The following is a 13,931-nucleotide window of genomic DNA, read 5'->3' as shown; positions in this document are numbered from 1 at the left end:
AGAAAAATATTTCAATTCTGTCTTGTAAGGGGTTAAATTTTGATTAAAGTTATAGAATGTTATGATAAAAATGGGAATGTATTCATAAAATGAGATAAGTATGTGTAACTGAGCGTCAATTATTGGGTGTATGAATTTGATTAAAACTTTAAAAAGAAAGTGTGTGATTTCAATGAATCATGAAGAATTAGAATCTCAACTTTTATTAATGAAACAATCCATAGACGTTTTACAAGAAACATTAGCACCTGATTTGAAAACAAAAGACTTAGTTTTATTGCGATACGGTTATCGTGTTCAAGAAATTCAACGTTTAAATGATTACTTATTTGAATTAACAACAAACAATGAAAAAGTAAGTAAGAGGGTGTTTAGAAATAAATTATGTGAGATAAGAAATCTTCCTACAATTCCAATGGGACAAGTAAATGATATTTTGGAAGGTTATAAAAATAGTCACTTACATGTAAAAGTCATCAATGATATCTTACGTGATAATTGATCGAGGTGAGTTTTGAGAATATGAGTCGAAAAAGGCATTGAGCAGGTGATGATATAAAGAAAATAAGTACAATGCAGCTTATAAGAATGATACGTGATACTCAATCAATCGGTTTTTATCACACACAATGTTATAATTAAAATATTAAATAGAGAGATAGGAGCATGATAACATGAACTACGAAAAATATATTGATCACACATTATTAAAACCAGAATCAACTCGTCAACAAATTGATAAAATTATTGAAGAAGCGAAAGAATACCACTTCAAATCAGTTTGTGTCAATCCAACACACGTGGCGTATTCAGCAGAAAAATTAGCGGATTCAGACGTACTTGTGTGTACAGTGATTGGATTCCCATTAGGCGCTTCAACATCTGAAGTGAAAGCATGTGAAACGAAAGATGCCATTTCTAAAGGCGCAGACGAAATCGACATGGTTATCAATATCGGCGCATTGAAAGATGGTCGTTACGATGATGTTCAAGCAGATATCGCGGCAGTTGTGGAAGCGTCTGGCGACAAAACAGTCAAAGTCATTATTGAAACAGTATTATTAACAGACGAAGAAAAAGTGAAAGCATGTGAGTTATCAAAAGCAGCAGGTGCAGACTTCGTGAAAACATCAACAGGCTTCGCAGGCGGTGGCGCAACACCGGAAGATGTGAAGTTAATGAAAGATACAGTAGGTGACGCACTTGAAGTGAAAGCATCAGGTGGTGTACGTAACTTGGCAGACTTCCAAGCGATGTTAGAAGCAGGCGCAACACGTGTCGGCGCAAGTGCAGGCGTACAAATTATGCAAGGATTAGAAGCAGACACAGATTACTAAGAGAGACAAATCATACGAGGAGTGATTGTGATGACAGCACCATTTCAACGTGTCCATTTAATCGTTATGGACTCTGTCGGTATCGGGGAAGCGCCTGATGCGAAAGCGTTCAACGATGAAGGGTCACATACGTTAAAACATACATTAGAAGGCTTTGATCAAACATTACCAAACTTAGAACGTCTCGGTCTTGGAAACATTGATGACTTACCAGTCGTTGGGCGTGTCGATACCCCATCTGCATACTACACAAAAATGAGTGAAGCATCCGTTGGGAAAGATACGATGACAGGTCACTGGGAAATCATGGGCTTAAACATTAATGAACCATTCAAAGTGTATCCAAACGGCTTCCCAGATGAACTTGTTTCAGAAATTGAACGACTGACAGGACGTAAAGTTGTCGCGAACCGTCCAGCATCAGGAACACAAATCATTGATGAATGGGGGGCGCATCAGATGGAAACAGGCGACTTGATCGTCTACACATCTGCAGACCCTGTGCTACAAATCGCAGCACATGAAGACATTATCCCACTTGAAGAACTGTATGATATCTGTGAGAAAGTCCGTGAATTAACGAAAGATCCGAAGTACTTAATCGGACGTATTATTGCCCGTCCATATGTGGGTGAACCAGGTAACTTCACACGTACGAGTAACCGTCACGACTACGCATTGAAACCATTCGGCCGTACGGTGATGAATACATTGAAGGATACCGATCATGATGTCATTGCGATTGGTAAGATTAATGACATCTATGACGGTGAAGGTGTGACGGAAGCGATCCGCACGAAGAGTAACATGGACGGTATGGATCAGCTGATGAACGTTGTGAAGAAGGATTTCAAAGGCTTGAGTTTCTTGAACTTGGTAGACTTTGATGCGCTCTACGGTCATCGTAGAGACAAGCCAGGCTATGCGCAAGCGTTGAAGGATTTCGACGAACGTTTGCCTGAACTATTAGACAACATGCGTGAAGACGACTTGTTGATCATTACAGCTGATCACGGTAATGACCCGACAGCGGATGGGACAGACCATACACGTGAATATATTCCGGTATTGTTTTACAGTCCGAAATTCAAGGGTGGCGCAGCCCTTGAAGGCGACACAACATTTAGCTCAATCGGCGCAACAATTGCGGATAACTTCGGTGTTGAATTACCAGAATTTGGTCGTAGCTATTTAACAGAATTGAAATAGTACTATTAGGAGAGTGGAGACTAAAATTAGTTTCTGCTCTTTTTTAATTTATAAGAATTCAAAAATGCATCACTCTTTCGTACAAGCTCTTGTGAAATATTATTCAAATCTGATTGAAAGCGTTATACTAAAAATGATAAAGAGAAAGGGTGATGTACATGAAAAAGTTAATCCAAGATAAAACATATTTTTTGAAGGACATGCTTGAAGGTATGAAATTAACGAACCCAGATGTAGATGTGATTGAGGATACAGTTGTTGTTCGTGCCGAGAAAAAACAAAAAGGTGTCGCACTCGTATCGGGTGGTGGCAGTGGGCATGAACCTGCACATGCAGGATATGTGGCACAAGGTATGTTAGATGCGGCAGTCTGTGGTGAAGTATTCACATCGCCTACGCCTGACAAAGTATTAGCAGCGATTAAAGCAGTTGATAACGGCGATGGTGTCTTATTAATCGTTAAAAACTACGCCGGAGATGTCATGAACTTTGAAATGGCACAAGAGATGGCGCAGATGGAAGACATCTCTGTGGAAATGGTTGTTGTCGCAGATGATATTGCGATTGAAGATGTTGATAAACGCCGTGGTGTTGCGGGTACAGTACTCGTACATAAATATGCAGGATACTTATCTGAACAAGGCGTATCATTAGCTGATTTGAAAGAAAAAGTAGCGTCATTATTAACAGGTATTCGCTCAATTGGTATGGCATTAACACCACCACTTGTACCAACAACAGGCAAATATGGTTTTGATATCGAAGCAGATGAGATGGAAATTGGTATCGGCATTCACGGTGAGCGTGGTATTACACGCACGACTGTTGAAAGTGCAGAAAATATTGCGCAGCGTTTGGTTACACGGTTAGTTGCAGAAGTGGAAGCAACAGAAGTCGTTGTGATGTTGAATGGCATGGGTGGTACGCCACTCTCTGAATTACAAATCATGACGAAGTATGTATCTGAACAATTGACTGCACAAGGCAAGAAAGTGACACATTGGCTTGTTGGTGACTATATGACAGCATTAGATATGCAAGGATTTTCAATCACACTTGCCCCACATGATGACAGCTTGTTAACAGCAATTAAAGCAGACACGGAAAGCCATTACTTCAACTAAGGAGAGATCATGATGAATACAGAGACATTAAAAGAACGTTTATTGGCATTAAGAGAAACATTTAAAGCAGAAGAAGACACATTGACGGACTTAGACCGTGCCATTGGTGATGGTGATCATGGTGTAAATATGTTGCGTGGCTTCGAAGCTTTACCAGATAAATTGGATGATAGTTCAATGGCGAACTTATTAAAATCAACCGGAATGACACTTATGTCAAATGTAGGTGGTGCTTCTGGCCCGTTATATGGTTTCAGCTTTGTGAAGATGTCTCAAGTAGCACAAGATGAGATGGATCGTGAACAATTAGGTGCGTTACTGAATGCGTTTGCTGAGGCTGTGGCGCAACGAGGGAAAGTAACACGTGGCGAAAAGACGATGTTTGATGTGATAGACCGTGCACGTGAAGCTGTTCAAAATGGTGACAAAGTAACGTTAGAAACATTACAAAGTTATGCAGAAGATACGAAAGCATTAGAAGCAACAAAAGGACGTGCAGCTTACTTTAAAGCAGATTCTATCGGCCATATGGATCCGGGTGCACAAAGTAGTGTCTATATCTTGAATGCCTTGATTGGAGATGAATAGTATGACACAGATTGTACTAGTGAGTCATAGCGAAAAAATTGCACAAGGTACAAAAGAATTGCTTGAACAAATGGCACCGGGCGTATCAGTTATTGCGATAGGTGGACATGACGGTGGTATTGGAACATCTTTTGATACAATCTTTGCGACGATTGAAAGCTTGGAAGATGATGCTGTTTGTTTCTTTGATATAGGCTCATCTGAAATGAACTTAGATATGGCGCTTGAGATGTACGCAGGTAGCCAGCGAGTTGAAAAAGTAACAGCACCAATCGTGGAAGGTAGTTTTATCGCAGCGGTATCTATTTCAACAGGAAATGATATGGATGCAGTCATTCAAGCAGTTAAAACAGAATTTTAAAAGTATTAAAAAAGACATTGGTAAGGTCGAAAGGACTGTATACCAATGTCTTTTTGCATATTAGTTTGTCTTCTTTACAACTTCTGATTTTAAGCCAATTTGGCCAAAACCAGGAATTTTACAATCGATGTCATGACCATCTTCTGGGTCTACAAGTTTGATGTTTTTCACTTTTGTTCCTTGTTTAATTGCGTTTGAACTTCCTTTGACTTTCAAGTCACGGATGACTGTAACGGTATCGCCATCTTGTAGGACGTTACCATTTGCATCACGTACAATCGCAGCTTCTTCTGCTTCAGCAACAGATTCAGCTGTCCATTCGTGTGCACACATTGGACATACGTATAAAGCACCATCTTCGTATGTATATTCAGAGCCACAACTTGGGCAGTTTGGTAAAGCTGTCGTCATAATTTACTGAGACCTACTTTCATCATTTGATATTACTAATCTAGCATAATCATAGTGAAAGCACTAGTGTCTATATGACGAAATATAAATACGAGATGATTTTGGAGCACAGATACGCATCTTGTTGATCTCTATACTTTATAATAGAAGTGAATGGGGTGGTGACATGAAGCGATATTCTGAACAAGATGGTAAGCGTATTTTAAAACAATATTTAACGATTAATGGTGTGAAGCAAGGGATGATCATTGAAACACGTGATTTTTCGAATCCTATTTTGTTTGTTATACACGGTGGGCCAGGTTTTCCGCTGTATCCATTTTTTCGGGCACACGATATTGATTTAACACACTGGTTTACAGTTGTTTTCTGGGATCAGCGTGGTACAGGAATGTCTTATACGAAGCAACAAGTCAAAATGGAAGAAGTCATTCAAGACGCAGAATGGCTCATTCAATATCTATGTTATCACTATCATAAAACACAAGTTTATGTCATGTGTCATTCTTTTGGAACGATTATTGGGGCGATGTTGACACATAGACGTCCGTCTTGGATTACGGCCTATATTGGTATCGGTCAGCTCGGAGATGTCTATCGTAATGAGCGTGTGATTCTGGAGAGACTGCGTCAATACGCACACCTTGAAGGGAATACACGTGCCATTCAAGCACTACAAAAAGTTAATCTTGGACGTTATTTTAATAAAGATAAGTATTATGACAAGATTCGGATGCGTTATACAGAACGGTATAAAAGTGGATTTTCACGAAAAGGTTATTCTGCACTGAAGATGTTCCGTGCTATGATGTCGACACCTTATTACACACTGCAAGAACGCATTAATATTGTAAGGGGGAGTTTGTCGTCGTTTGAACAATTGACGACAGAAATGGTGGAGACGAATTTAATGATAATTGCCCGGGAAATAAAAATTCCATTTTATTTAATACAAGGGGAGTATGATTTACAAACAACCGATGTAGATAGTCGAGCGCTTTTTGAACATGTCGCATCACAAGATAAGCGCTATTACTATTTTGAACAGAGTGCACATGCACCATTTATTGATGAACGTGAAAAATTTTTAGACATCATACGTGAAATTCTTGACCTTCACGCGACGTCATAGATTATAACGAAGGTAGGAGGTGAAGATCCATGACGACTTATTCTATCGGTGAATTGGCACATGAATTTGATATTTCAACACGGACTTTACAATACTATGATGAGACAGGTATCCTATCGCCTGCATCCGTTAATGAGAATCGCTACCGTATCTATACAGATGCAGAAGTTGAAAAGCTGAAGCTCATACAAATTATGAAAGCGCTCGGTATGCAGCTAAAAGAAATTAAAATTTTATTTGAGACAGAAGGAACACTTGATACAGTTCGACTGATGTTAGATCAAAAAAATAAACAATTACAAGAAAACATTGAAAAACAACAAGCGCAACAAAAACAGATTCGAGCGATGCAAAACATGATTCATGAAACATCCCAATCATCGGTAACCCAATTAAAAAAGATGGATCGTATGCTTATGAAAAATGAAAAATTGAAACCTTTACGCATGAAAATGATTGCACTTGGAAGTGTGGGTACATTAAGTTTATGGTCAGGTATAGGTATGGGAATCAAGACCCATCACTTGTTATATCCTGCTTTAGGCGTTAGTGCAAGCATCGGTATTGCAAGTTACTTAACACATACGTACTACCATCAAGTGCAGTATATGTGTCCAACCTGCCAACATGTGTTTATTCCGAGTATGAAAGAGATGATATTTGCCCCACATACACCGTCGACACGTTATTTAGCATGTCCATCTTGTCAGACTAAGGGGCATTGTGTCGAAGTATATCAGCCACATTAAGTTTATTAATCCAATGAAAGGTATTGTAATTGGAAGTTTTGTGAGAAACAAGCTTTCAGTACAATGCCTTTTTTGATGTGATATGCATAAATATTAAAAACAAGGAAAAGAGAGGAGAAAAGATCAAGGGGGAAATGGGTATGAAGTACATGAAAATCTCTGTGATCACTGTCATGTTGCTTATACTTACGCTTACGGCATGCGGTTCACAAACAACCGACAATAAAAAAGAAGTCTCACAGCAAAAGAATGAAACAGTTCCAAAGTAAAGTGAATCAACAGAAAAAATTAATGATGAAGCACACGAATCAGCACAAGATAATCAACAAAAAGAAGAACAAGATAAAATACCAAGTTTTGAACAGTTAAATGAACGTGAGCGTGTCGCATTGCTCTTTTTTGCAGATGATATTGGAGACAAGTCTGTCACAGCAGAAGATATCATTAAAGGCCAATATCAATTTGAAGGATTTAAAACTGAAATACGTGACTTAAATCAAGTAACAGTAAAACCCATTGCTGATATGATGAACCAGCCAGAAGGTATGAAATTTTACACACTTGAAACACCAAAAAGTAACTTTGTGACAGTGGTGGGCATATCTGATGAAAAAGGTATGGTTGGTGGTACACAAGGTGCATTGATGGATTACAAAGAGTTAGCAGAAACGTCTGTTGAATTTGAGTTGGCACCTATTTATGAAGAACAGAAAAAGAGTGAAGATTTTCGAACAGTCATGAAAAAGCTGAAATTCCAATCGGATCATAGTCAATAAGGTGAAAAAACCACGTATATGACACGCTATCGTTCACAAATCTATGATGAAATTAATAAATTCGAAGGACAACCAATTGATACGGAAAATTACGATTGGGATCCCTCATTGCAAGTGGAAAAAGATGGACGATTACATTTCGTGATAAACAAACAGGGGATGTTGCCGGTTACTATACAGTAAAAGACGGCAATGTCGTAAAATTAGATTCACGTGGTATGCAAATAAAACCAGCACAATAACAATAAGGGTTGGAAGTAACGACTTCCAACCCTTATTTATAAGATTTCTAGCGTACGATATAGTCTAAAGATTGTGCACTTGTCGCATCAATGGTGCGGTATGAAATCACGCCAAGCCCTTTTACGTTAGATTCTGAAATGACAACTGAACCATCATCACGTACTTGTTCTACAAAGGCAACGTGTCCATAATAATTGTTTGCGCCTAGTTGACCAGGGTGGAAAACAACAGCGCTATGTTTCGTCGGTTGGCTAGTCACTTTGTACCCTTTTGCATGTGCAGTGCTTGTCCATTCTCCAGCGTTCCCCATGTTACCTGCAATCGATTTGCCAAATTGTGCCATGCGATGGTACACATACCATGTACATTGTCCTTGTGGATACGGAGAGCGGCCTGATGTGTAAAATGTTTTGAAGCCATTGCCGCTAACATCTTTGCCATTTGAGACAATACTAGATTCTAACAGTCTAGGCATTTTTTTCTGATCAAAGCGTGTTAAGTCATACGTTTGAATGAGTTGTTTTAGCTTCGTATCATAGTTTGGATCTGTTGCATAAGTTCCAACAAGTTCTGTCACAGCTGTACGATAGCTACTACTTTCACTTTTCCAGACACCTTTATATATCGTTGGATTTCCATCTATACCCCCTTTGATCAATCGCGCATAGTCTTCAAGAGAGGCTTTTTTATTTGGATATTTACGGAAATCTGCCTGAATTTGATACATATTGTGTCCATTTGATTCCAGTGTGTTAAAACCTGCTTTTTGTCCGTGATAAGCCCCTTTAATCCCAAATAAATTGTGGTTTGGTGACTGAGCTAAGGCACTTCGTCCAGAATCCGACTCTAAGATAGCTTGTGCAATCATAATGGAAGCATACAAATCTTCTTCTTGACCGATGCGATGTGCATCTTCAGCAATATCATTAATAAATTCACGTGTAGATTGATTCGGTGCTACACGAATGTCTGAAATTGTGCCAGTATCCGCTCCACGTTTCGCAGGTGAATACTCTTGGAACCAAGTTGTTTGTCTTGCTGGTGAACGCTTCGGCAAATCATCAAATGTTTGAGCCGGTGCTTGTTGACGTGAGCCAGTGTAAGTATCTTTCGACGGGATTTGTGGATTGTGCGTATCCTGCTTGTTACTTTGTGTCTGTTGCTGCTTGGCTTGTGTCTTCTCAGCTTTGTCACTATATTCATCTAACAAAGCTTCGATCATAACATCATCCTTCTTAGATGTCTCGCCTTTCTGAGTCACCGCATTCGTATCATCAGTTGGCACATCTGTTATATCGTTCTTATCGTCAGATTCGGTATCATCGTTTGTTATGTTATTCGAATCATCTGAATGTGCGTTATCATCAGTTGTTTCACCTTCATCAGTTGTTTCACCTTCATCAGTAGGGGTTTCATCCACGTCATCCGTTTCATTCTCTTGCGTTGTGTCTGTCTCATCGTCGACGATGTCTGTTTCTGTCGTATCATCGTCTGTTTGCATGTCGTCTACCATGTTATCATCTTCGGAAATGATATCGTCAAATGGCGTTTCTTCATTCAAAATGGTGTTGAGATTATCGAAAAAGTCACGTTCATCCGTAGAAAGTCCCTCAGTTGGTGCAGGTGAGCCACTTATCGAGGATGCATGTTCTGTGTCTACGTCAATATTTTGTGGTGATGCATGTTGTATATCTGAGTTGTCTGTGTTACTTGTAGATGAACTTGGGCTACCTATTGCTGTTTGATAGAGCCATTGATCAAAAGCATCCATCATGAGTGACGAATCTATCGTGTTGTCGTCTTGTGTCACAGATGACTTTTCTCGTTTAGACATTTTAGAGTCTTGATCTTCTTTTTCGTGTGATGTGTCATTATTGTCGTCATCCGGTACCATATCTAAAGGAGAGTCTGTCGGTGCGTCGTCTAAACGCTGTGTCTCATCTTGTTCAACTGCTGTTTGCGCCTTTTGCGTCACAGCTTCTGCAAGACCACTTGTTGTAGGAGTTGCAACAAGTGCTGTCGATAATAAAGCGGTACACAATGCTTTGCCTTTCATATATAACTGCCTCCTAAATTGAACTACTTCTCATTATATTTTAAAAATGGTCTGAGTGTACAAATGAGATGTGAAATTGTATACTATGTAAGGTTACCTAGTTAGTTGATAAGTGTCAACTAAAAATCACTATAAAAAGAGACGTATTTTTAGAATAGGTGATAAGATGAATGTTGAATAGAGGTGTCAGAAGATGAAACAAGCATTCAAGCTGTTTTTAACGGATTTAAAAGGAATTGGAAAAGCGCCGGGTGCATTGATATTGTTAGCAGGACTTGCTATTTTACCTTCATTTTATGCATGGTTTAACCTTGAAGCAACATGGGATCCATATTCTAACACAGACAATATTAAAATTGCGGTCGTCAATGAAGATGAAGGGGATATGGTACGCAACGAGAAGATTAATGTAGGGAATAAAATTGAAGAAACTTTGCATAAAGATGATCATTTCGATTGGCAGTTTGTCAGTCGTGAAGAAGCGGATAAAGGGCTATATAAAGGGAAGTATTATGCCGCACTCTACATTCCTAAACAATTTTCTCATCAGATTACAGGTACATTAAGAAAAGACCCCCAACAAGCAAAGGTCACGTATAAAGTGAATCAAAAGCTGAACGCGATTGCACCTAAGATGACAGATGCAGGAACGAGTGAAATTGTTAAAAAGGCAAATGAAAGCTTTGACAAGGTTGTCACGAAAGTATTATTAGAAGAAGCGAATCGACTAGGCATCAAACTTGAAGAACAAGTGCCAACGTATGAAAAAATTCGGGACGGCGTCGATACGGCATATCAAGCACTACCTAAAATTGAAAAGTTCCGTAAAGCCATTATATATATTGATGAAAACCAAGATAAGATTGACCAATATGCCGATCAATTTCGACATCTAGGCAGTTATAAAGATGAAGCAATGACTGCTGCGGAGAAACTCAACCAGTTGAATGCAAGTATCCCTGCAATTAACGAGCGTGCCAAGTTGATATTGAAACTCAACGAATATATGCCGGAAATCGAGCGAGTGTTACAAGTTGCGAGTGGTGTGCCAGATCATTTTCCACAGATCAATCAAGGTGTCGACACAGCGATTACCGGTACAGAAAAAGGCATGCAAACATTGGATACAGCGAGTCAATTGTTGCCGACGATTGAGCAAAGAGTCAATGTCTATGAAGAAGGTATTGATCAGGCAAGAACAATTAATCAAGACTTCGCAGACAACTTGACGCAACGCCAAGAACAGGATGTACAAGGAAACGTACCGTCAAGTGGGGGTAACCTTCAAAACTTTGGAGATAATTTTACCCGTAATCAAGGACAAGGAAACCAAGGTGCGGCACAGAGAAATGATTCTAACAACCAGACATCTACACAACCACACAGACAAACGAATTCAACAGCACCTCAGCCAAATACAAATCAACAAGAGAGCGGTCAGACATCTTCATCAGCACCATCATCAAACGAAAATAGTTCGGGTGCTGAAACGCAGCCAGCAGAAAATAGTGAAACGAATGAAACGGGGCATGTCGAAACGGCACAACAAAGTGCAAAAGGGACACGTTATGATACGCTTCAGACGAGTACACAAACGGAGCAAGATGTCACGCCGTTACCAGACGGTCAAGTGATAACACAAGATGAAGCACACCAAATGGGGAACGACTATGGGCATGCATTGAATGGTGTCAATGACACGATTGCTTCACAATTAGAAGCGACACAACAAGATCTTGATGCGGCGAAAAATATAAGTTACGGTATTTTAGGTAGTAATCAACCGGATACCTTTGAACAACCGTTGGCACACTTGATAGCACGTATGAATCATGCGAGCAAGACATTGCGTGATTATCGTGATTGGCTAACAGAGATTGAACAGTCGGAAGGCATTGATTTAACAAATGAACAAGAGAAGTTGAAAAATACGCAACAAGAGATTAAAGCGATGACGAAGCGTTTGAATGACTTACAAGATGCGATTACTTCTGGGAATACAGGTAAGGCAGAAGCGCAAGATGTGATTGATGCGTTGGATGCTTTGCGACAACGTTTAGCTGATGCGAATACAACGGTTAAAAATGATATTACACAAGCATTGCTGGAAGTTTCAAAACGTGTAGATGCTTCACTTGAACAAGGTGCTGCAACAATAGATACAGTACAAGAAAAGTTGCAGACAACGAAAGATATCGTACGCAAAGGACAAGTTATTTTGTCTGATGCGAATGCAAGATTGACGAAGTTACGAGACGTATTGCCTACTGTCGAAGCGAAATACAATAAAGCAATGTCTATTGCGCAGGCATATTTCCCTGAATTTAAACAAAGCGTTGCACGTGCATCTGATTTTATTAGAAATGACTTGCCAGAATTAGAAGCTAACATTGCGAAAGCAACAGACACAGTGAACGCTAAGCTGCCAGAAGCCTTCGAGAAATATGATACATTGAATGCACTGTTGGATCGTAACCAACCGAAAGCGAAACGTGCGTTGTCGAACTTAGCAGACTTCGCACGCAATGATTTGCCAACGGTGGAACAAGATTTAATTAAAGCAGAAAAAGTTTTTAAAGAGTTAGATGAAGAAAATACGCTAGAAGACTTGATTAATTTATTACGTAACGACTTGAAGAAACAAGCCGGTGTCATTGCACATCCAATTGAAATTGATCAACACAATGTTTTCCCAGTGAAAGATTACGGATCTGCAAGTACACCGTTCTATACAGCACTTGCAATATGGGTTGGAACATTGTTACTCGTTAGTTTGTTAACCGTACACAACAAACATGAAGAACTAAAACCATATTTAACCATTCGTGAAACATATCTCGGTAAAATGGGACTCTTCATGATGATGAATATGATTCAGGCCTTCATCGTTTCGGTGGGAGATATTGTGATACTCAAAGCATCTGTTGAATCTGTATCACTGTTCATTGCAGTGAGTGTTTATTCGGCGATGATTTTTACAACAATTGTTTACACACTTGTATCTGTATTAGGAAATCCAGGTAAAGCTTTAGCTATTGTTATTTTAGTACTACAAATTGCAGGGGGTGGTGGAACATTCCCAATTGAAGTGACACCTGAATTTTTCCAAAAGATACATCCATTTCTGCCGTTCTCATATAGTATTGATGCATTGAGAGAAGCGGTAGGTGGACCTGTACCAGAAATACTCATGCATAAATTAACGATGCTGACAGTCTTTGGTATTGTGTTCTTCTTAATTGGTATCATTGGTAAGCCATATTTAAATCCAGTGGTACATAAATTGGCGGAAAGAGCAGAGAAAAGTAATCTGTTTGAATAGTATTAGGATAAAAGCCCTATTGGATCGACGTCCAATAGGGCTTTTATCATGTTATGGTGTGGTTGTATCATTTTGATCATCACTTGATTCGGATGCATCGGATGTCGCATCCGTTTGTTGTTCATTTTTCGTGTCATTAGCATCATTTTGTGATGGTTGCGATTGGGAAGGTGCACGATATTGTGGTGCGGTGTAAGTAGGTGCCTGTTCAACAGGTTGTGCATATGATGTATCTGGTTGTTGAACATTTTGTACTGATTGTTGTGATGAATCTGTCACATCTTCAGTAGGTACCGCATATGATTGTGTTGTATAAGGGTCTTCTTGTGTTGCCCCAGTATCATATACCGGTGTTTCATCTACCACTGTTTCTTCGTTGTTCGTTTTTTTAGGTTTTTCTTTTTTCTCTTTATCCTTATCAGAATTTGCCTTTTTCTCTTCTTTTGTTTTTGATTGAGACTGTTCTTTTTTAGGTTCCGAATCATTATTGGTAATTGCTTTGGCTCCGAAAAAAACCATGCCAATCAAAATGAGCAGGATGACAAGGATGTTGATTAATTTTTGCATATTGAGCACCTCTTGCTAGTATGGTTTAACCATAGTATAGCGTTTTGTCGGCTAAA

Annotated in this window: 15 protein-coding genes; 12 read left to right on the top strand and 3 right to left on the bottom strand. The window is 39.3% G+C overall.

The features are described 5' to 3' along the window. Positions 1–172 precede the first annotated feature (172 nt). The 6 genes from C7J88_RS06690 to dhaM all read left to right on the top strand — a co-directional run bounded on the left by C7J88_RS06690 (position 173) and on the right by dhaM (position 4,619). The gene (locus tag C7J88_RS06690) at positions 173–502 is read left to right on the top strand and encodes a hypothetical protein (RefSeq protein ID WP_095117991.1); all 330 of its coding nucleotides are present in this window, start codon (positions 173–175) and stop codon (positions 500–502) included. A 172-nt stretch (positions 503–674) separates the two neighbouring features. Beyond that, positions 675–1,337, top strand: coding sequence for a deoxyribose-phosphate aldolase (gene deoC, locus C7J88_RS06685; protein WP_095117990.1), 663 nt, complete (start codon positions 675–677; stop codon positions 1,335–1,337). 30 nt (positions 1,338–1,367) lie between these two features. Next, positions 1,368–2,546, top strand: a complete 1,179-nt coding sequence (gene deoB / locus C7J88_RS06680) for a phosphopentomutase (RefSeq protein ID WP_095117989.1) — start codon at positions 1,368–1,370, stop codon at positions 2,544–2,546. Positions 2,547–2,704: 158 nt separating this feature from the next. Continuing rightward, positions 2,705–3,670 (top strand): dihydroxyacetone kinase subunit DhaK, encoded by a 966-nt coding sequence (dhaK, locus tag C7J88_RS06675; protein ID WP_095118156.1) that lies wholly within the window; start codon positions 2,705–2,707, stop codon positions 3,668–3,670. A 12-nt stretch (positions 3,671–3,682) separates the two neighbouring features. Then, positions 3,683–4,258 carry a dihydroxyacetone kinase subunit DhaL gene (dhaL, locus tag C7J88_RS06670; protein ID WP_095117988.1) on the top strand — a complete coding sequence of 192 codons (576 nt, stop codon included), beginning with the start codon at positions 3,683–3,685 and terminating at the stop codon, positions 4,256–4,258. A 1-nt stretch (position 4,259) separates the two neighbouring features. Beyond that, positions 4,260–4,619 (top strand): dihydroxyacetone kinase phosphoryl donor subunit DhaM, encoded by a 360-nt coding sequence (gene dhaM, locus C7J88_RS06665; RefSeq protein ID WP_095117987.1) that lies wholly within the window; start codon positions 4,260–4,262, stop codon positions 4,617–4,619. A gap of 60 nt (positions 4,620–4,679) precedes the next feature. Here dhaM and C7J88_RS06660 read toward each other — a convergent pair whose 3' ends face one another. Continuing rightward, positions 4,680–5,030, bottom strand: coding sequence for a zinc ribbon domain-containing protein YjdM (locus C7J88_RS06660; protein WP_095117986.1), 351 nt, complete (start codon positions 5,028–5,030; stop codon positions 4,680–4,682). 166 nt (positions 5,031–5,196) lie between these two features. Here C7J88_RS06660 and C7J88_RS06655 point away from each other — a divergent pair, with 166 nt between their 5' ends. The 5 genes from C7J88_RS06655 to C7J88_RS10430 all read left to right on the top strand — a co-directional run bounded on the left by C7J88_RS06655 (position 5,197) and on the right by C7J88_RS10430 (position 7,929). Next, positions 5,197–6,162, top strand: a complete 966-nt coding sequence (locus C7J88_RS06655; RefSeq protein WP_095117985.1) for an alpha/beta fold hydrolase — start codon at positions 5,197–5,199, stop codon at positions 6,160–6,162. Between the two features lie 29 nt (positions 6,163–6,191). After that, positions 6,192–6,911 carry a MerR family transcriptional regulator gene (locus tag C7J88_RS06650; RefSeq protein ID WP_095117984.1) on the top strand — a complete coding sequence of 240 codons (720 nt, stop codon included), beginning with the start codon at positions 6,192–6,194 and terminating at the stop codon, positions 6,909–6,911. A gap of 140 nt (positions 6,912–7,051) precedes the next feature. Next, entirely contained in the window at positions 7,052–7,180 is a 129-nt protein-coding gene (locus tag C7J88_RS10655; RefSeq protein WP_268233732.1) for a hypothetical protein, read from the top strand. A 120-nt stretch (positions 7,181–7,300) separates the two neighbouring features. Beyond that, positions 7,301–7,687, top strand: coding sequence for a hypothetical protein (locus C7J88_RS06645; RefSeq protein WP_095117983.1), 387 nt, complete (start codon positions 7,301–7,303; stop codon positions 7,685–7,687). Positions 7,688–7,782: 95 nt separating this feature from the next. After that, positions 7,783–7,929 (top strand): hypothetical protein, encoded by a 147-nt coding sequence (locus tag C7J88_RS10430; RefSeq protein WP_157728711.1) that lies wholly within the window; start codon positions 7,783–7,785, stop codon positions 7,927–7,929. 47 nt (positions 7,930–7,976) lie between these two features. Here C7J88_RS10430 and C7J88_RS06640 read toward each other — a convergent pair whose 3' ends face one another. Continuing rightward, positions 7,977–9,986 carry a glucosaminidase domain-containing protein gene (locus C7J88_RS06640; protein WP_095117982.1) on the bottom strand — a complete coding sequence of 670 codons (2,010 nt, stop codon included), beginning with the start codon at positions 9,984–9,986 and terminating at the stop codon, positions 7,977–7,979. A 193-nt stretch (positions 9,987–10,179) separates the two neighbouring features. Between C7J88_RS06640 and C7J88_RS06635 the strand changes: the two genes are divergently transcribed. Continuing rightward, a complete protein-coding gene (locus C7J88_RS06635; protein ID WP_095117981.1) occupies positions 10,180–13,308 on the top strand; it encodes a YhgE/Pip domain-containing protein in 3,129 nt (1,042 codons plus the stop codon). 51 nt (positions 13,309–13,359) lie between these two features. On the opposite strand, the gene C7J88_RS06630 is transcribed toward C7J88_RS06635, so the two are convergent. Continuing rightward, the gene (locus tag C7J88_RS06630; protein WP_095117980.1) at positions 13,360–13,875 is read right to left on the bottom strand and encodes a hypothetical protein; all 516 of its coding nucleotides are present in this window, start codon (positions 13,873–13,875) and stop codon (positions 13,360–13,362) included. Positions 13,876–13,931: the final 56 nt, after the last annotated feature.

This window comes from Staphylococcus muscae (assembly GCF_003019275.1).
Classification (GTDB): domain Bacteria; phylum Bacillota; class Bacilli; order Staphylococcales; family Staphylococcaceae; genus Staphylococcus; species Staphylococcus muscae.
Note: the sequence above shows the minus strand (reverse complement) of the source record. Positions and strands in the feature narration are given on the sequence as shown.

Coding starts and splice junctions, on each gene's coding strand:
- C7J88_RS06690 (WP_095117991.1), top strand. CDS start 173: ATGAATCATGAAGAATTAGAATCTCAACTTTTATTAATGAAACAATCC.
- deoC (WP_095117990.1), top strand. CDS start 675: ATGAACTACGAAAAATATATTGATCACACATTATTAAAACCAGAATCA.
- deoB (WP_095117989.1), top strand. CDS start 1,368: ATGACAGCACCATTTCAACGTGTCCATTTAATCGTTATGGACTCTGTC.
- dhaK (WP_095118156.1), top strand. CDS start 2,705: ATGAAAAAGTTAATCCAAGATAAAACATATTTTTTGAAGGACATGCTT.
- dhaL (WP_095117988.1), top strand. CDS start 3,683: ATGAATACAGAGACATTAAAAGAACGTTTATTGGCATTAAGAGAAACA.
- dhaM (WP_095117987.1), top strand. CDS start 4,260: ATGACACAGATTGTACTAGTGAGTCATAGCGAAAAAATTGCACAAGGT.
- C7J88_RS06660 (WP_095117986.1), bottom strand. CDS start 5,030: ATGACGACAGCTTTACCAAACTGCCCAAGTTGTGGCTCTGAATATACA.
- C7J88_RS06655 (WP_095117985.1), top strand. CDS start 5,197: ATGAAGCGATATTCTGAACAAGATGGTAAGCGTATTTTAAAACAATAT.
- C7J88_RS06650 (WP_095117984.1), top strand. CDS start 6,192: ATGACGACTTATTCTATCGGTGAATTGGCACATGAATTTGATATTTCA.
- C7J88_RS10655 (WP_268233732.1), top strand. CDS start 7,052: ATGAAGTACATGAAAATCTCTGTGATCACTGTCATGTTGCTTATACTT.
- C7J88_RS06640 (WP_095117982.1), bottom strand. CDS start 9,986: ATGAAAGGCAAAGCATTGTGTACCGCTTTATTATCGACAGCACTTGTT.
- C7J88_RS06635 (WP_095117981.1), top strand. CDS start 10,180: ATGAAACAAGCATTCAAGCTGTTTTTAACGGATTTAAAAGGAATTGGA.
- C7J88_RS06630 (WP_095117980.1), bottom strand. CDS start 13,875: ATGCAAAAATTAATCAACATCCTTGTCATCCTGCTCATTTTGATTGGC.